This window comes from Psychrobacillus sp. FSL K6-4615 (assembly GCF_038008225.1).
Lineage (GTDB): Bacteria > Bacillota > Bacilli > Bacillales_A > Planococcaceae > Psychrobacillus > Psychrobacillus psychrotolerans.
Genome location: NZ_JBBOYQ010000001.1, coordinates 3,002,464 through 3,020,658, shown reverse-complemented (window position 1 = coordinate 3,020,658; position 18,195 = coordinate 3,002,464). Strand labels below are relative to the sequence as shown.

The following is an 18,195-nucleotide window of genomic DNA, read 5'->3' as shown; positions in this document are numbered from 1 at the left end:
ATTCGACACTTCCTCTACTATTCTCTTATTTATAAAGTACCCTTTTTCTCACTAAATAGAAACCCAATCTAGCGACCAATATATGCTAGCTAGAATGACAGAATTCTTAACCAAAAGAGGATTGATCTATATTAATCAGCATAACTCTGGAATTATAAAAATCTCCATTACTTGTCTTGCCTACTCATTGTTTTTAAAAGAGACAACACTTTGTTATGATTAATATAAAACTAGTTACATAAGTTTCTATCTTGGAGGATATAAAATGAAGTTGGTTTCATGGAATGTGAATGGCATAAGAGCCTGCGCGAAAAAAGGATTTCTCGAATATTTTAATGAAGTAAACGCTGATATTTTTTGTTTGCAAGAAACAAAGCTACAAGCTGGTCAAATTGAGCTACCCTTACACGGCTATGAACAGTATTGGAACTATGCCTTGAAAAAGGGCTATTCTGGTACAGCAATTTTTACGAAGGTAAAACCGATTTCCGTTAAATATGGTGTTGGTGATAATGTTTCAGAGGACGAAGGTAGAATTATTACACTAGAGTATGATCAATTTTACTTGGTGAATGTATACACTCCGAATGCTAAACGAGATCTAACGAGACTTCCATATCGACTGGAATGGGAAGATGAAATGCGTACTTACTTAATAACACTTAATGCTATAAAGCCTGTAATTATGTGTGGGGACTTAAACGTGGCTCATAGCGAAATAGATTTGAAAAACGCTAAATCTAATAGAGGTAACTCAGGGTTTACGGAACAAGAGCGTGGCAAAATGACCGATTTACTTGCAGCAGGATTTGTAGATACATTTCGTTACTTTTATCCAGAAAAAGAAGATGCCTATAGTTGGTGGTCCTATATGAGTCAGGTGCGAGAGCGGAATATTGGATGGAGAATAGATTATTTTATAGCTTCTGAAAAACTAGTTCCTTTTTTGAAGGATGCTTCTATAGATTCACAGGTACTCGGAAGTGATCATTGTCCTGTTATTTTAGAATTAGTGCAGTGACAAGGTTAGAATGATATATTTCACGTAAGGGTATAATACTTTAGTTAAATAGAGTACAATATTTGTAAATCAGATATTATGGAGGTACCAATAGATGAATGCTTTAGCAACGCAATTAAATGAAAAAATGCAAAAAGAAAACCCAGCAGTCTATAATATGTTGTCCGATTTAGGTAAAAACTTGTACTATCCAAAAGGTATTTTAAGTCAAAGTGCAGAAGCAGGGAAAAAAGCACATCGTTTTAATGCTACTATTGGAATCGCAACGGAAAATGGGGAACCGATGCATTTCAACCATATACAAAAGAAGTTAGATTATAAACCAAATGATATCTATCCATATGCACCTCCTCAGGGGAAGGAAGCTTTACGGTTAGTATGGAAGGAAAAGCTTTTAGTAGACAACCCATCGATGAATGGTAAATCAATTGGTACACCGATAGTAACTAGTGCACTAACACATGGCTTAAGTATTGCAGCAGACTTGTTCATGGATGCTGGAGACGTATTAGTAACACCGCAACAATATTGGGGGAACTATAACACAGTGTTCCAAGTAAGAAGAGGTGGACGGGTAGAGACTTTCCCTCTTTTCAATGAGGCTGGTAGTTTCCATGTGGAAGCGTTCCGTGACACACTTGCTAAACAAACGGAAAAAGCAATCGTCTTGTTAAACTTCCCTAACAATCCTACGGGCTTTACGCCTTCTGTTAAAGAGGCAGAAGCAATCGTTCAAGTATTGAAGGATGCTGCTGAAGGTGGTTTGAAATTAGTAGTTTTACTAGATGATGCATACTTCGGGTTATTTTATGAGGATTCTATTAAAGAATCGTTGTTCGGTTTATTAGCGGATAGTCATGAAAACATTTTGCCAGTCAAAATTGATGGTGCGACAAAAGAAAATTACGTTTGGGGATTCCGTGTTGGATTTATCACATATGCGGCGAGTCCTGATACATTAGATGCTCTAGAACAGAAGACGAAGGGAATAATTCGCGGTACGGTTTCAAGTGGATCTCATATTTCTCAGACAATTCTGTTGGAATCTCTTCAATCTGAAGAGTTTTTACAAGAAAAAGAAGAAAAGTTCCAAATTATGCAGGGTAGAGCAGTAAAAACAAAGCAAGTCCTAGCGGATGAAAAATTCGCTCCATATTGGACCTATTATCCATTCAACTCGGGTTACTTCATGTGCTTGAAGTTAAACGCAGTGGATGCAGAAACTTTAAGACTACATTTACTTGATCATTATGGTGTAGGAGTAATCGCAAGCAACAAAACAGACATCCGCGTTGCATTCTCCTGTGTAGAAGAGAATGACATTCAAGAGTTGTTTGATCTAATCTATGAAGGTTGTAAAGACTTAACTAAATAAGAAGGTATTAAAAAAACTGTTCAGGAGTCTAAACTCTTGAACAGTTTTTTTATTTGATTCGACTATCGAAGAAACCGCATTTCTATCAAATTCGAAACATAAAATATTTAAACGGACATTTCACTATTTTTGAAGGGAGAGTCAGATGAAAAATAGAGGATTATCAGTATCTGCACTATTCTTTATAGGATTAGTAATCACTTTAGTAGCTTTTTTTATGATATATCTAGTAATAAACTTTGAAAACTTGAATGAAGGGAACGGAGAAGTTCCATATGCCAGCATAACAGTAAAAGAGGAACCAGAGGAAGAGACAGAAGTGGAAGAAAGTCCATTAATACCTAATGAAGTAGTAAAATATTCTTCAACTGAATGGACAACAAATGGTGGAGATTACTACAACAGACGTTATTCTATGCTAAACCAAATCACTACTGAAAATATTGGGGATTTAAAACCAACTTGGGTTAGTAGCTTAGGAGGGTCAGGAGCAGAAGGTAAATATTCTGGAGAAGCAACTCCTATTGTAGTTGATGGTATTATGTATATCGCTACTGGAGCAAATGATGTTTTCGCTATAGATGCTAAAACTGGAGAACAATTATGGGTATACAATCCGGATATACCGCAAGAAATGGATACAGTATGCTGTGGTTGGACGACTCGTGGAGTTGCGGTCGGTGACGGAAAAGTATTTGTAGGATTACTGGACGCACGTTTAATCGCACTCGACCAAAAGACAGGAGAAGTATTATGGGAAACTACTGTAGCTGAGTGGGAAGAAGGTTACACGATCACTAGTGCACCTCTATTATATAATGGGAAAGTCTATACGGGGGTAGCGGGAGGAGAATATGGTATTCGTGGACGTGTAATGGCCTATGATGCAGATTTAGGTTTTGAAGTTTGGCGTTTCTACACAATACCTGGTCCGGGTGATATAAACGGAGATACATGGCCAGCAGATAGTGACGCTTGGTTAACAGGTGGAGGACCGGTATGGAATACTCCATCCGTTGATCCTGAACTGGGGTACATTTACTTTGCAACTGGAAATACCGCTCCAGACTTAGATGGAAGTAACCGTGAAGGGGATAATTTATATGCCAATTCGGTCGTCGCGGTGAATGCTGAAAACGGACAATATGTATGGCATTTCCAAGAAGTGCATCATGATATTTGGGATATGGATCCAGCAAACCCAGTCGTTCTTTATGATGTAGAAATGGATGGGAAAATGAGAAAAGGGCTTGGGCAGGCCGGTAAAACTGGTTGGGTTTATCTATTAGACCGTGCCGATGGAACGCCGCTTGTTGGTATAGAAGAAAAACCTGTACCGCAGGATGAACGTCAAAAAACGGCAGCAACGCAACCGTTTCCTGTTGGAGATGCCTTTGTTCCTCAGGCTGTGACAGAGGAAGATGTGAAGAATGATCTATCATCTGATTTCACAGGTGAAATTGGAGGTATCTTTACACCATTTTGGGATGTTCCAATTACACTTAAGCCAGGGCCAACTGGTGGAGCAAACTGGCCACCTTCAGCTTATAATCCGGATACAGAGTACTTTTATGTATTAGGTAATGACACATATATGTCCTTTGAAAGAAGTGAGTTGGAAGAATTTAAAGAGGGAGATCAATACTTTGGAAGTATTTTTGGACCAATTTTAGATGCTCCAGTTCGGGGGACTGTCACTGCAATCGACGTAAAAACTAACAAAATTGCTTGGCAGCAAAAGTGGGATACTCAAGCGTATAGTGGAGTGTTAACTACTAAAGGAAATCTTGTTTTTGTTGGACATAATGACGGCCGTTTGATTGCATACGATGCAAAAACGGGCGATCAAGTTTGGGAATACATGATGGATGCAGGAGCAAATGCACCTTCCGTTACGTATGAAATTGATGGTGAGCAATACATCAGTATATATGCTGCGGGTAATGCACTTGCAGGTAGTAAGCATGGAGATAAGATATACACATTTAAATTAGGTGGAGATTTACCAGAAGGGCAAGTAATTAAGTTCCCAGCAAAAAGTACAAAACCAGCAGAAAAGCCGACTGAAGGGGACACAGTGAGTGCAAATCCTGATAAAGGGATTACTGTATATGATGCAAACTGTTTAGCTTGCCATGGAAACCAAGGCGCAAACGGCCATAATGGACCTAATTTACAAAAAAGTGAAGTTGCTGTAAGCAGAGATGATGTTATAGCGCGTATTGAAGAGGGTGGTACTTCCATGCCTTCGTTTAAAGATACGCTGACCGCTGAAGAAATCGAAGCAGTTGCAGCCTATGTTGTAGATGTAATTTCTCCAATGGGAGAATAATAAAACCCAAAAATACTAGCTACTCATTAAGTTGTTATTCAAACTTATTGAGCAGCTTTTTCTGTTTTTAAAACTACTAATATTAATTAGATTAGATATCATTCTCTCTAGGATAATACGTCACACCTAAACGTCAGGTTTTCTCCGAAATTGTAAGCGTCATTGGGATAGGATTATTTGCAAAGAAAAAGGGTAAATAGTGTATACTTATTTCAATAGTTATGAAAAAGGGGATTTTTATGAAGAAAAATTATCCAGATGACGGTTTAGCCTTACATACTGATTTATACCAAATAAATATGGTGGAAACCTATTGGGCAGATAATATGCATGAACGGAAAGCAGTGTTTGAATTGTTTTTCCGCAAACTCCCATTTGGTAATGGATATGGCATTTTTGCAGGACTAGAAAGATGTCTAGATTATTTGCGTGATTTTCACTTCACCGACAGTGATTTAGAGTATTTGCAAGAAGAGCTTGGATACAGAGAAGACTTTATAGCCTATTTACGTACTATTCGTTTTACCGGAAATGTATATTCAATGGTTGAAGGGGAGCTAGTATTTCCGAACGAACCGATTATTCGTATTGAATCTACGCTTGCGGAAGCGCAGCTAGTAGAAACGGCCCTGCTTAATATCGTCAATTATCAAACGTTAATAGCGACAAAAGGATCTCGTATTAAACAAGTGCTTAAAGATGAAATCGCTATGGAGTTTGGTTCAAGACGTGCGCAAGAAATGGATGCAGCCATCTGGGGTACTCGAGCTGCCTACATAGGTGGAATAGATGGAACTAGTAATGTTCGTGCTGGGAAAAAGTTTGGAATTCCTGTGACTGGAACGCATGCTCATTCACTAGTGCAAGCATATAAAAATGAATATGAAGCATTTCATTCGTATGCGCAGCGCCATAAAGATTGCGTATTTTTGGTGGATACATATAATACATTAAAAACTGGGGTTCCTACAGCTATAAGAGTAGCGAGAGAACTGGGAGATAAGATTAACTTTATCGGTATTCGTTTAGATTCAGGTGATATTTCATTTTTATCGAAGGAAGCTAGAAAAATGTTAGATGAAGCTGGCTTCCCTAATGCTAAAATCGTTGTTTCCAATGATTTAGATGAATATACTATTTTGAACTTAAAAGCACAAGGTGCCAAGGTTGATAGTTGGGGAATCGGAACGAAGTTAATCACTGCATACGATCAACCAGCACTTGGAGCAGTTTATAAAATTGTCTCTATTGCAAACGAGGCAGGGGTGATGGAAGACACGATTAAGATTTCTTCCACTACTGAAAAGGTGACAACGCCTGGCCAGAAAAAACTATATCGAATTATTGATAAAGAAAATGGTAAAGCAGAAGGTGACTATATTACAATGCACGATGAAGATCCAACACATGAGGAACGCTTAAAGATGTTCCATCCAGTGCATACATTTGTCTCTAAATTTGTAACCAATTTTGAAGCAAGGGATCTACATGAAAAAGTGATTGAAAATGGGGAAGTTATTTATCGAATCCCTGAGTTATCGGAAGTTCGGAAATATGCGCATGACAATCTGGATCTATTGTGGGAAGAGTATAAACGCTCTCTAAATCCGGAGGAGTATCCAGTGGACTTGAGCCAAAAATGTTGGGACAATAAAATGCGTAATATTCAAGAGATTAAGGACATGGAACATAATATTATTGACCAAAATGGAGGTAGGTATTAATGTCAGCTAAACAACAAGAAATTATAGCAGCGTTAAAAGTGAAACCAACCATTGATGTACAACAAGAAATACGTATTAGTATTGATTTCATGAAGGACTATTTAAAAAAACACCCCTTTTTAACAAGTATGGTCTTAGGTATTTCTGGAGGTCAAGATTCTACATTAGTAGGGAAACTTGCTCAGCTCACAGTCGATGAATTAAATGAAGAGCTTGGTGAGGATAAATATTCATTTATAGCAGTAAGTTTACCGTATGGTATTCAATTCGATGAAACGGATCGTCAAGATGCATTGGACTTTATCAAGCCAAGTAAACGTATAACAATCAATATAAAAGAAGCTGTGGATGCTAGTGATAGGGCTTTAGTGGAGGCTGGAGTGAGCTTATCTGATTTTGCTAAAGGGAATGAAAAGGCTCGAGAGCGTATGAAAGCTCAATATTCTATAGCAGCTATGCACAATGGTGTGGTCCTTGGTACGGATCATGCAGCAGAAGCCGTAACAGGATTTTATACAAAATACGGAGATGGTGGAGTAGATATTACGCCAATCTTCCGCTTAAACAAGCGTCAAGGTAAGCTGATTTTGAAAGAATTAGGTTGTCCTGAACATCTCTATACTAAAATTCCGACTGCAGATTTGGAAGAAGACAGACCGGCTCTACCGGATGAAGTAGCGCTTGGCGTAACATATGATGAAATTGATGATTATTTAGAAGGTAAAACGGTATCGAAGGAATCGGAAGAAAAAATTGAAGGTTTCTATATTCGGTCCATGCATAAACGTAATATGCCAGTCACCATTTTTGATGATTTTTGGAAATAATAACAAAGTCTGATGTATAAAATAAAAAGTCGAACTGTCGAGTAAAAAGGCAGCTCGACTTTTTTGTTTTCTATTTGTACTTAAGGCAAATTTTGGGTATGCTTATAGCGTATTGTAAAAATTTTCACGCAAGTCAATTTATACGTGATTTTAGGGGGAGAATGATGAGAGAACGAGCACAGATAGAAACGATTATTCGAAATATAGAAAAAGTAATGATTGGTAAAAAGGATATTGCGGAACTTGCAGTAGTTGCATTATTAGCGCAAGGACATGTGTTATTAGAAGACGTACCAGGTGTAGGTAAAACGATGATGGTGCGAGCACTTGCCAAATCTATTGGAGCAGATTTTAAAAGAATTCAATTCACACCGGATTTATTGCCTTCGGACGTATTAGGGGTTTCTATTTATAATCCAAAGGAAATGGAGTTCGAGTTTAGACCTGGACCTATTATGGGGAATATAGTGCTTGCGGATGAAATCAATCGTACATCCCCAAAAACGCAATCTGCGCTACTAGAAGGGATGGAAGAAGCTTCCGTTACCATTGATGGAGTGACTATGCCGATTCCAAGACCATTTTTTGTAATGGCGACGCAAAATCCGATTGAACATGAAGGGACCTACCCGTTACCAGAGGCCCAATTAGATCGTTTTTTACTTAAGTTAAAGATGGGTTATCCGCATCCAAGCGAAGAAATTGAAGTATTAAATAGATTAGAGCATGCATCACCGATTGATACATTGGTGCCTGTCATTTCTCTAGAAGAGTTAATCGAACTTCAGAAAAAGGTGAAGCAAGTAACAGTAGATGAAACAATAAAGAGCTACATCGTTGAACTATCTAATCGTACAAGACAGGATACATATATTTATCTAGGAGTAAGTCCACGTGCATCTATTGCATTAATGCGCGCGTCGCAGGGTCTTGCGTTGCTTCATGGTAGAGATTATGTAAACCCAGATGATATTCAATATTTGATGCCTTATGTTTTTGGACATCGTGTCATCTTACGCCCTGAGGCACGTTATGATGGAATTTCGTCTGAGGAAGTGCTTGCTCGAATTGTGAAGAGGACTCCGGTTCCTATTAAGAGGAAAATAAGTCAATGAAGCATATGCTCAATCGATGGAATAAGATTCGAGGGATAGTAGGCGTTCTATTCCTTCTAGTAGTAGCTTTTGTTTATGCAATGTTTCAAGGAGGGTTTGTTAGCTGGTTTTTGTTTTATTTGATCGTCCCTATTTCTTTATATTCGTTGTTATTATATATGAATTCACTGAACGATATCGTTGTGGACCGAATAATTGAAACTGGTAAAGTTCAAAGTGGTGGAAGGTTTTCAGCAACTATTCAGGTGACAAGAAAAAGTCGTTTTCCACTAATGTACGTTCAAATGGAGGAGAAAGTAAGCCCTTCTCTTGCTACAGAAGCTTCATGGAAACAGCTTACCTTTTGGGGCATGAAAAAAGAATTTAGGTGGACTTATGAAATAGAGCATATTCCACGTGGCGAGCATGTTTTAGAGGGGACAAGCATTGTAGTAAGCGATTTATTTGGTTGGGTGAAAAAAGAAGTATTTGTAACAAACTCTAAAACAATTCTCGTATTTCCAAACTTGACTGAGATGGTCTACATTCCAATTGAAACGAGATATGACCAAGGAGCGGCTGCTTCTAGAATTCAAGCTATGAAAGATACATCAATGGCAACTGGGGTTAGATCATACCAATCGGGTGATCGTGTATCATGGATTCATTGGAAGTCTTTCGCCAGAACACAAACACTAAAGACAAAAGAATTCGAAGATCGTCAATCCCAGGATATGTTCGTGGTGATGGACCGAACGCCTTCTCCTCTGTTTGAGGAAGTGGTCGACTTAACAGCCTCAATGATGCAAGCGATTGTAAAACATCAGGCATCCTCTGCATTTCTCTCGGTTGGAGAGGAACGATTGTTCTTGCCTGAAGTTCAAACTGACCAGCATCTTCAACGAGTGCTATATCATTTAACAAAGGTAAAAGACGATTTAACGAAGCCGCTAGAGCAAGTAATTTTGCATGACCGATCATTATCCAATGCGACAACTCTTTTATATGTGACTAGTAATCTAACTTATGAATGGATGGATAATGTACAAAAAAATGCAACAAACTTACGAGCGTGTACTTGTTTTGTCATAAAATCCAAAAATGAAAAAAATACGAGTGAAGAGAATGCTATGTACAAGTATGCAGCAAGTAGAGGTTTTCAAGTACAGTCGATTACGAAAGATCGCTTTGCCCAAGCCTTTTTGGAGGTGAAACGTTCATGAGTAACAAAGCGCAGCAAACAATAATATCTATACTTATTTATTCTTTTGTTTTTATCTTAATGATGGAATGGTTAAAACCAGTTATCGAGTTAACGAGTACAGGTTTTTTAAGCTTATTTGGTTGGTATTTAGTAATCTCCTTTTTGTTTTATCTTATAAAATTGAAATGGATATATGCATTTCCTGTTAAGTTAGTATTTATTTGTTGGGTAATTATACATATCTATACAGATCTATCTTTCTTATCAATAGAGGCATTGAAGTTTATTTGGGGGATGTTCGTAGGAAATATCGCTTCTCTTATAAGTCAAGATTGGGTACAGGTGACAGACCCCTTCCGAACATTTTTATTTTTCATTTTATTATGGATGACTACGTATCTATTAAACTATTGGATACGAGTACGTAAAAACTTAATGTTATTCTTTTTGTTTACCGTTTTATTTATAACAATCTTAGATACATTTAGTCCATATAGTGGAGAGAAGAGTATTGTTACCGTGTTAATATCTGGCTTCCTCATTTTGGGACTATTATATGCTCAAAAAATGTTATCGGGGCAAGATGGGAAAATACATGGTGCATTTATAGTAGCATGTATTGGAAGTTTGTTAAGTATTATAGTTATTAGTAGTGCCCTCGCTTACGTTTTGCCAAAAGCAGGTCCTAGTTGGCCAGATCCAGTGCCTTTTCTATTATCGACCAGTCCAAATGCAGATAATAGGGAAGATGGAAAAGGTGTTGGTGGAGGAATACAAAAAGTCGGCTATGGAGAAAATGATGAGCGCTTGGGAGGAGCCTTTGCGAGCGATGATACTCCCGTATTTTATGCGACTAGTCCAACGAAACAATATTGGAAGATTGAAACGAAGGATATGTATACTTCTAAAGGCTGGGTAAATTCAGCAACAGAGCCTCCAATCCTTTCGAACTACGGGCTGGGAGAACCGATTCAATCTGATATTGCACCTGGGACAGAAGATGAGTCGTTAATAGCTAGAATCTATATGTCTCAACCGTATCCTTTTATCATGCAGCCTTATGGAATCGAGCGGGTTGACTCAGTGGAGCCTATTTCTTTAAAAATGAATGAAAGAAATCAAAAACTATATACATTTAATGGAGACAATGAAGTACCTGTTGGAACCTATGAAGTAACCTATAACGAGCCAATCTATAGCTTAAAAGCACTTAGGGATACGGCGCCTGCAAACTTAGAAGGATTGTCTAGTGAATTCGATCGCTATTTGCAGCTTCCAGAAACATTACCTTCAAGGGTAAAGGAATTGGCAGCTTCTATTACTGCAGATACCGATAATTTATATGATAAGGCAAAAGCAATTGAACGCTATTTCCGATTAAATGGTTTTAGCTACAATCAGGATTTGGCGGCAGTTCCAGAAGGTGATACCGATTATGTCGATCAGTTTTTATTTGATACGAAGGTCGGCTATTGTGATAACTTCTCCACTTCGATGGTTGTATTGTTGCGTTCGGAAGGAATTCCTGCACGTTGGGTGAAGGGGTTTGCACCGGGAGACGTAGTTGAACGTGATAATGGAGTTCCAGTTTATGAAGTGACAAACAATAATGCACACTCATGGGTAGAAGCTTATTTTCCAGGTACTGGATGGATGACATTCGAGCCTACAATTGGATTTACGAATGCTGTCAATTTAAATTATGATATAGACAATGAAAAAGATGAGTTGGAAACACCGGAAAATACACCTAAGGAGACTCCAGAAAAGTCTCAAGCTGAAAAAGATAAGAAGGAAGTTTCCAAAGGTTTTACAGAAATCATGAGTAGCTTTGCTAAATGGATTTCTAATAACAAAGCACCTATATTATGGACACTACTCGGTTTAGTATTGCTTTCTATGGTAGCCTATCGTTATCGAAGAAAGTGGTTATCCAAAGTGTTAATACCGGTGAGCCGAATGCGGAAAAACGACTGGGATACATTTGAAAAAATGTATCATCAGCTATTGAAACAATTAGATGCATATGGAATGAAGAGAGAGCAAGGACAGACGCTATCTGCTTATGCAAAATATGTGGATTCTGGCTTTGGAGAAACACATATGCGTAAATTAACAGATGCATATGAAAAAGGCTTATATGGTAATAATCGAGAGGGCGTAAATTATGAGTCGATGAGAGAAAGTTGGGAATATTTAATCAATCAGCTTAGCGGTTGATTTTGAGGGCAACTACCTGTAAACTAAAGTCAAATTAAATGACCAATGTTGCCCTCGTATATGTCCGATAATATGGTTCGGATGTTTCTACCAAGTTGCCATTAACAACTTGACTATGAAGGTGAATGCAGTCATGTCTTTTTTAGGCATATGCATTCACCTTTTTGATGTAGAGAACATAAACGCGTAGAAAGAGGAGGTATGCTTTCTTACGCGTTTTTTTATCATTCTATTAGATTGAGGGTACGTTTGGATTATTATCAGAAGAGGTGGAACTAATGACTTTAACACCATTATTAAAGGAACAAGAAAAGATAGTTGTTTTGGATTTCGGTAGTCAATATAACCAACTAATTACACGTCGTATTCGTGAATTTGGTGTTTACAGTGAACTACTGCCACATACAGTTACAGCAGAAGAATTGAAAAAAGTAAATGCAACAGGGATCATCTTCTCAGGCGGACCTAATTCAGTTTACGATGAAAATGCATTCCATATCGATTCTGCAATCTATGACATAGGTGTTCCAATTTTAGGTATTTGCTACGGTATGCAGCTAATGTCTCAGCATTTTGGTGGGAAAGTAGAAAAAGCTTCTCATCGCGAGTATGGGAAAGCGGAGATCAATGTGAAAAACGCAACTCCTTTATTTGGACAACTTCCAGAAAACCAAGTCGTTTGGATGAGTCACGGAGACCATGTAACAGTTGCTCCTGAGGGCTTTGAAGTTATTGCAACAAGTCCATCTTGTGAAGTAGCTGCAATGGCAAACGAAGCAAAAAATTACTATGCTGTACAATTCCATCCTGAAGTTAGACATTCTATTTATGGGATTGAGTTAATACGTCAATTCGTATTTGATATTTGTCATGCTAAAGGTGACTGGTCCATGGAAAGCTTTGTAGAGATGCAAATCCAAAACATTCGCCAAGAAGTTGGGGATAAAAAAGTTCTTTGTGCACTAAGTGGTGGAGTAGATTCTTCAGTAGTTGCGGTACTAATCCATAAAGCAATTGGAGACCAACTAACATGTATGTTTGTGGACCATAACTTAAACCGTAAAGGTGAAGTAGAGCAAGTAATGAAGACTTTCACAGAAGGTTTTAATATGAATGTTATTAAAATTGATGCTCGCGAACGTTTCATGAACAAATTAGCTGGGGTTTCAGATCCAGAGAAAAAACGCAAAATTATTGGGAACGAATTTATATACGTATTTGACGAGGAAGCTTCTAAGTTAGACGGTATGGATTTCCTAGCACAAGGTACGCTTTATACAGATATTATTGAGTCTGGAACTGCAACAGCTCAAACGATTAAATCTCATCATAATGTTGGTGGATTGCCAGAAGATATGCAGTTTAAACTAATTGAGCCACTTAAAACATTGTTTAAAGACGAAGTGCGTGCATTAGGATTAGAACTTGGTATTGATGAAAAAATCGTTTGGCGTCAACCTTTCCCAGGACCTGGTTTAGGAATTCGTGTATTAGGTGAAATTACTGAAGAAAAATTAGAAATCGTTCGTGAATCTGATTTCATCCTTCGCGAAGAAATCGCCAAAGCCGGACTTGATCGTGATATTTGGCAGTACTTCACCGTTCTTCCAGACATCCGCAGCGTTGGTGTAATGGGTGATGCACGTACATATGATTATGCAATCGGTATCCGTGCAGTAACCTCTATTGATGGAATGACTTCTGACTGGGCACGTATCCCATGGGACGTTCTAGAGAAAGTATCTGTTCGTTTAGTCAATGAAGTGTCTCACATTAACCGCGTACTGTATGACATTACGAGTAAACCACCAGCTACGATTGAGTGGGAATAGGACCAAACACTAAACATCTTATATCAGGATTTAAAGGTTATGAGTGATCGTTTCAAAATAGGGCTTTCTTTTATTCATGTAATTCATGATTAAAGGGAGGTCTTATTTTATGTTCTGAATCATTGAATTGAAGGAAGGTTTCAAAATGAATCAGGAAACTGTATTATGTAGAGATGTGTATTAAAGCATTGGAGTTGATTCATATTAAGAAGTACAAGTACATTCAGTACCGTAAATCTAATCTTTAGATTAGCTATTAAGCTAATAGGGTTTAATTCCGTAAAATAAGGTATATTATATTTGTTGAATAGATTCTCTTTAAAGACAAGAAAAGTGGGTGAACAAAGTGGGAAAATATCTTTTGGATAATAAAGGTCAGGCAGCTGTGGCAAGTTATCATGAAAAAAACAAGCCTGCCAAATTTGATAAAAAGCAGCAGCTAGAAAAAATACGGGCAGAGTATTTGAAAAAGAAACAAAACCAAACGGAAAAATAATATAAATGAAAACACAGGAGGATAAACCCTTTCCTGTGTTTTTCTTATTCCAGTTATTGGAGATAGAGTTATTTGAATTTATAAATGAATAATAGTCGTTCCGTTTTTAATATAATACATATTCCTTCTATTTAAAATGGAAATTACAAATTTGCTCTTGTTTACAGTAGTAAGTATGAGGAGTATTTGAATTAGTAAGAAATACTAAAAATGTCATAATGACGAACTATATTAACTTTTTATATAAAAACGTTCGGATTTAGTATTGATTTTCTAAAATAATGATGTTATATTACATATATAATTTAATATGTCGTCGTATAACGTTGGGAATAAGGCCCAAAAGTCTCTACCGAATCACCGTAAATGATTCGACTACGATTAAGAGGAAGAAGGATAATTCTTCCCTTACTTGAGATACTAAAGCATACGACTGATTTACTAGTCGTATGCTTTTTTCTGTTATACGGACAATAACTGGAGGAAATCATGAAAAAGTATTTTCAGTTTGAAGAATTAGGGACTAATTACCGCAGTGAAATTATTGGAGGGTTAACAACTTTCCTAGCTATGGCGTATATTCTTATAGTAAACCCGATGATCCTTTCGCTTGAAGGGATAGAGGGTTTACCAGATTCCATGCATATGGATAAAGGAGCTGTATTTACAGCTACTGCTCTTGCAGCAGGTCTTGGTTCTATATTAATGGGAGTACTGGCGAAATATCCAATTGCACTAGCACCAGGTATGGGATTAAATGCATTTTTTGCTTTTACAGTAGTACTAGATTTTGGAATCTCATGGCAAATTGCTTTAACTGGCGTTTTTGTAGCAGGAGTAATCTTTATACTTCTATCGTTAACTGGCATTCGTGAAACAATTATAAACGCAATTCCAACCGAACTAAAGTATGCAGTGGGTGCTGGAATTGGTTTGTTTATCACTTTTGTAGGTTTGCAAAACTCTAAGATTATCGTGAGTGATCCTTCTGTAATTGTTGGTCTAGGAGATTTAGCAGACCCTAACATTTTATTAACGATTTTTGGGCTTGTTATTACAGTGATTATGATGGTGAAAGGCGTTAAAGGTGGAATATTCTACGGAATGCTGATTACGGCAATCGTTGGTATGATTTTCAGTCTAGTGCCACTACCATCCGGAATCGTAAGTAGTATTCCAGATGTAAGCCCAACATTTGGAGCTGCACTTGATCCAATTTTTAATGATCCAACTTCTTTATTAACTACACAATTCTTAGTTGTAGTGCTTACTTTCTTATTTGTAAACTTCTTTGATACAGCTGGAACATTGATATCTGTTGCTAACCAAGCGGGATTAATGAAAGGCAATAAATTACCACGTGCTGGTAAAGCGTTACTAGCAGATGCAATAGCTACTACAGCTGGAGCAGTAGCGGGTACTTCCACTACTACTAGTTATGTAGAATCAACAGCTGGTGTTGCAGCTGGGGCGCGCTCAGGTTTCGCGGCAGTAGTAACGGGAGTGCTGATGTTATTAGCATTATTCTTCTATCCAATATTAAGTGTAGTTACTTCTTATGTAACGGCGCCGGCGTTAATAATAGTTGGGGTATTGATGGTTTCTGCTTTAGGAAATATAGAGTGGAAAAAATTCGAAGTTGCAGTGCCTGCGTTTTTCGTAATCATTGCAATGCCATTAACTTATTCTATTGCAACTGGTATCGCCATTGGATTTTTATTCTACCCAATTACAATGATCGTAGCAGGGCGTATTAAAGAAATCCATCCGATTATGTATGGTTTATGGGTTATATTCCTTTGTTACTTTATCTTCTTATAAAAATAGTAAAACAAGAGAGAAGCATTGTGCTTCTCTTTTTTGTTTCTTCTATATAGATTTACCTTATGATAAATTCATCTAACTTTACTAAACTTTGAAAACTAAAGAGGGTATTATCTCTTTGTTCTAACTTATTTTAATTAGAATCTTAAATATTATAATTAGGAATCTAGATAGATTTGAGTTTAAAGGAAGTGTCGTTATTTTCATAGAAACCTAGCGTTTAAAAGGGTTCCTATTAACTCTATTTAATTGTTGCATTTATCAGAAAAAAGTGTTATTATATTTTACACAACAACTTTACAAAAAGCTGTTGACGAAGGTAGCAAAAGGGTGTTAAGATACAAAGGTCGCTGAAACAAGACGACAACTTAAACAACATGAACATTGAAAACTGAACATGCAAAACGTTAAGAAACATAGCTTTCAACTAACTTGTTAGGATGAGAGCAAAACAATTTTGGACATCATTTAATGATGATGCCAGCAAAACAAAATGAGCTTTTAAACTAGTTCTAATTTGTTCGCTTTCAATGTGCTCTGCATACTGGAAGTGAACTATTATGGAGAGTTTGATCCTGGCTCAGGACGAACGCTGGCGGCATGCCTAATACATGCAAGTCGAGCGAATGACGAAGAAGCTTGCTTCTTCTGATTTAGCGGCGGACGGGTGAGTAACACGTGGGCAACCTGCCCTGTAGATTGGGATAACTCCGGGAAACCGGGGCTAATACCGAATAATCCATTTCCTCACATGGGGAGATGTTAAAAGACGGCATCTCGCTGTCACTACAGGATGGGCCCGCGGCGCATTAGCTAGTTGGTGAGGTAACGGCTCACCAAGGCGACGATGCGTAGCCGACCTGAGAGGGTGATCGGCCACACTGGGACTGAGACACGGCCCAGACTCCTACGGGAGGCAGCAGTAGGGAATCTTCCACAATGGACGAAAGTCTGATGGAGCAATGCCGCGTGAGTGAAGAAGGTTTTCGGATCGTAAAACTCTGTTGTGAGGGAAGAACAAGTACGAGAGTAACTGCTCGTACCTTGACGGTACCTCATTAGAAAGCCACGGCTAACTACGTGCCAGCAGCCGCGGTAATACGTAGGTGGCAAGCGTTGTCCGGAATTATTGGGCGTAAAGCGCGCGCAGGCGGTCCTTTAAGTCTGATGTGAAATCCCACGGCTCAACCGTGGAAGGTCATTGGAAACTGGGGGACTTGAGTACAGAAGAGGAAAGCGGAATTCCAAGTGTAGCGGTGAAATGCGTAGAGATTTGGAGGAACACCAGTGGCGAAGGCGGCTTTCTGGTCTGTAACTGACGCTGAGGCGCGAAAGCGTGGGGAGCAAACAGGATTAGATACCCTGGTAGTCCACGCCGTAAACGATGAGTGCTAAGTGTTAGGGGGTTTCCGCCCCTTAGTGCTGCAGCTAACGCATTAAGCACTCCGCCTGGGGAGTACGGTCGCAAGACTGAAACTCAAAGGAATTGACGGGGGCCCGCACAAGCGGTGGAGCATGTGGTTTAATTCGAAGCAACGCGAAGAACCTTACCAGGTCTTGACATCCCGCTGACCGGCCTAGAGATAGGCTTTTCCCTTCGGGGACAGCGGTGACAGGTGGTGCATGGTTGTCGTCAGCTCGTGTCGTGAGATGTTGGGTTAAGTCCCGCAACGAGCGCAACCCTTGATCTTAGTTGCCAGCATTTAGTTGGGCACTCTAAGGTGACTGCCGGTGATAAACCGGAGGAAGGTGGGGATGACGTCAAATCATCATGCCCCTTATGACCTGGGCTACACACGTGCTACAATGGACGGTACAGAGGGTCGCAACCCCGCGAGGGTGAGCAAATCCCATAAAACCGTTCTCAGTTCGGATTGTAGGCTGCAACTCGCCTACATGAAGCCGGAATCGCTAGTAATCGTGGATCAGCATGCCACGGTGAATACGTTCCCGGGCCTTGTACACACCGCCCGTCACACCACGAGAGTTTGTAACACCCGAAGTCGGTGGGGTAACCCTTACGGGAGCCAGCCGCCGAAGGTGGGACAGATGATTGGGGTGAAGTCGTAACAAGGTAGCCGTATCGGAAGGTGCGGCTGGATCACCTCCTTTCTAAGGATAATATCGGAATACGAATATTTATTCGTATCTTAACGTTTTGCAGTTCAGTTTTGAATGTTCATTTTATATGAAGATTCAACGCTTGTTCTTTGAAAACTGGATAAAACGACATTGAAACAATAAAC

General features: G+C 38.7%; 11 protein-coding genes, 1 rRNA gene and 2 riboswitches. All 12 genes read left to right on the top strand.

Features of this window, described 5'->3' with window-relative positions:
- Positions 1-265 precede the first annotated feature (265 nt).
- The 12 genes from MKX53_RS15130 to MKX53_RS15075 all read left to right on the top strand — a co-directional run bounded on the left by MKX53_RS15130 (position 266) and on the right by MKX53_RS15075 (position 18,061).
- The gene (locus MKX53_RS15130) at positions 266-1,021 is read left to right on the top strand and encodes an exodeoxyribonuclease III (RefSeq protein WP_340763504.1); all 756 of its coding nucleotides are present in this window, start codon (positions 266-268) and stop codon (positions 1,019-1,021) included.
- Positions 1,022-1,115: 94 nt separating this feature from the next.
- Positions 1,116-2,396, top strand: a complete 1,281-nt coding sequence (locus MKX53_RS15125) for an aminotransferase class I/II-fold pyridoxal phosphate-dependent enzyme (protein WP_093538339.1) — start codon at positions 1,116-1,118, stop codon at positions 2,394-2,396.
- A gap of 145 nt (positions 2,397-2,541) precedes the next feature.
- On the top strand, positions 2,542-4,728 hold the full coding sequence (locus tag MKX53_RS15120; protein WP_340912283.1) for an outer membrane protein assembly factor BamB family protein: 2,187 nt from the start codon (positions 2,542-2,544) through the stop codon (positions 4,726-4,728).
- A gap of 239 nt (positions 4,729-4,967) precedes the next feature.
- Positions 4,968-6,452 carry a nicotinate phosphoribosyltransferase gene (locus MKX53_RS15115; protein WP_340912281.1) on the top strand — a complete coding sequence of 495 codons (1,485 nt, stop codon included), beginning with the start codon at positions 4,968-4,970 and terminating at the stop codon, positions 6,450-6,452.
- A complete protein-coding gene (gene nadE / locus MKX53_RS15110) occupies positions 6,452-7,279 on the top strand; it encodes an ammonia-dependent NAD(+) synthetase (protein ID WP_340912280.1) in 828 nt (275 codons plus the stop codon). Before MKX53_RS15115 ends, nadE begins: the two co-directional genes overlap by 1 nt.
- A gap of 164 nt (positions 7,280-7,443) precedes the next feature.
- A complete protein-coding gene (locus MKX53_RS15105; protein ID WP_093538343.1) occupies positions 7,444-8,394 on the top strand; it encodes an AAA family ATPase in 951 nt (316 codons plus the stop codon).
- Positions 8,391-9,596, top strand: coding sequence for a DUF58 domain-containing protein (locus MKX53_RS15100; RefSeq protein ID WP_340912279.1), 1,206 nt, complete (start codon positions 8,391-8,393; stop codon positions 9,594-9,596). The genes MKX53_RS15105 and MKX53_RS15100 overlap by 4 nt, the downstream gene beginning before the upstream one ends.
- Entirely contained in the window at positions 9,593-11,797 is a 2,205-nt protein-coding gene (locus MKX53_RS15095; RefSeq protein WP_340912277.1) for a transglutaminase domain-containing protein, read from the top strand. Before MKX53_RS15100 ends, MKX53_RS15095 begins: the two co-directional genes overlap by 4 nt.
- A 34-nt stretch (positions 11,798-11,831) precedes the next feature.
- A riboswitch (purine riboswitch) is annotated at positions 11,832-11,933 on the top strand.
- A 142-nt stretch (positions 11,934-12,075) separates the two neighbouring features.
- Complete coding sequence (gene guaA, locus MKX53_RS15090; protein ID WP_340912274.1) at positions 12,076-13,629, top strand: glutamine-hydrolyzing GMP synthase; 1,554 nt, start codon at positions 12,076-12,078, stop codon at positions 13,627-13,629.
- A 346-nt stretch (positions 13,630-13,975) separates the two neighbouring features.
- Positions 13,976-14,125: a hypothetical protein gene (locus tag MKX53_RS15085; protein ID WP_093538347.1), complete on the top strand. Its 150-nt coding sequence runs from the start codon at positions 13,976-13,978 to the stop codon at positions 14,123-14,125.
- Between the two features lie 296 nt (positions 14,126-14,421).
- Positions 14,422-14,523: riboswitch (purine riboswitch) on the top strand.
- Positions 14,524-14,614: 91 nt separating this feature from the next.
- A complete protein-coding gene (locus MKX53_RS15080) occupies positions 14,615-15,946 on the top strand; it encodes an NCS2 family permease (RefSeq protein WP_340912272.1) in 1,332 nt (443 codons plus the stop codon).
- Between the two features lie 560 nt (positions 15,947-16,506).
- A 16S ribosomal RNA gene (locus tag MKX53_RS15075) occupies positions 16,507-18,061 on the top strand.
- The last annotated feature ends 134 nt before the right edge of the window (positions 18,062-18,195 follow it).

Excerpts from the sequence above, each read along its gene's own strand:
- MKX53_RS15130 (WP_340763504.1), top strand. The coding sequence starts at position 266 with ATGAAGTTGGTTTCATGGAATGTGAATGGCATAAGAGCCTGCGCGAAA.
- MKX53_RS15125 (WP_093538339.1), top strand. The coding sequence starts at position 1,116 with ATGAATGCTTTAGCAACGCAATTAAATGAAAAAATGCAAAAAGAAAAC.
- MKX53_RS15120 (WP_340912283.1), top strand. The coding sequence starts at position 2,542 with ATGAAAAATAGAGGATTATCAGTATCTGCACTATTCTTTATAGGATTA.
- MKX53_RS15115 (WP_340912281.1), top strand. The coding sequence starts at position 4,968 with ATGAAGAAAAATTATCCAGATGACGGTTTAGCCTTACATACTGATTTA.
- nadE (WP_340912280.1), top strand. The coding sequence starts at position 6,452 with ATGTCAGCTAAACAACAAGAAATTATAGCAGCGTTAAAAGTGAAACCA.
- MKX53_RS15105 (WP_093538343.1), top strand. The coding sequence starts at position 7,444 with ATGAGAGAACGAGCACAGATAGAAACGATTATTCGAAATATAGAAAAA.
- MKX53_RS15100 (WP_340912279.1), top strand. The coding sequence starts at position 8,391 with ATGAAGCATATGCTCAATCGATGGAATAAGATTCGAGGGATAGTAGGC.
- MKX53_RS15095 (WP_340912277.1), top strand. The coding sequence starts at position 9,593 with ATGAGTAACAAAGCGCAGCAAACAATAATATCTATACTTATTTATTCT.
- guaA (WP_340912274.1), top strand. The coding sequence starts at position 12,076 with ATGACTTTAACACCATTATTAAAGGAACAAGAAAAGATAGTTGTTTTG.
- MKX53_RS15080 (WP_340912272.1), top strand. The coding sequence starts at position 14,615 with ATGAAAAAGTATTTTCAGTTTGAAGAATTAGGGACTAATTACCGCAGT.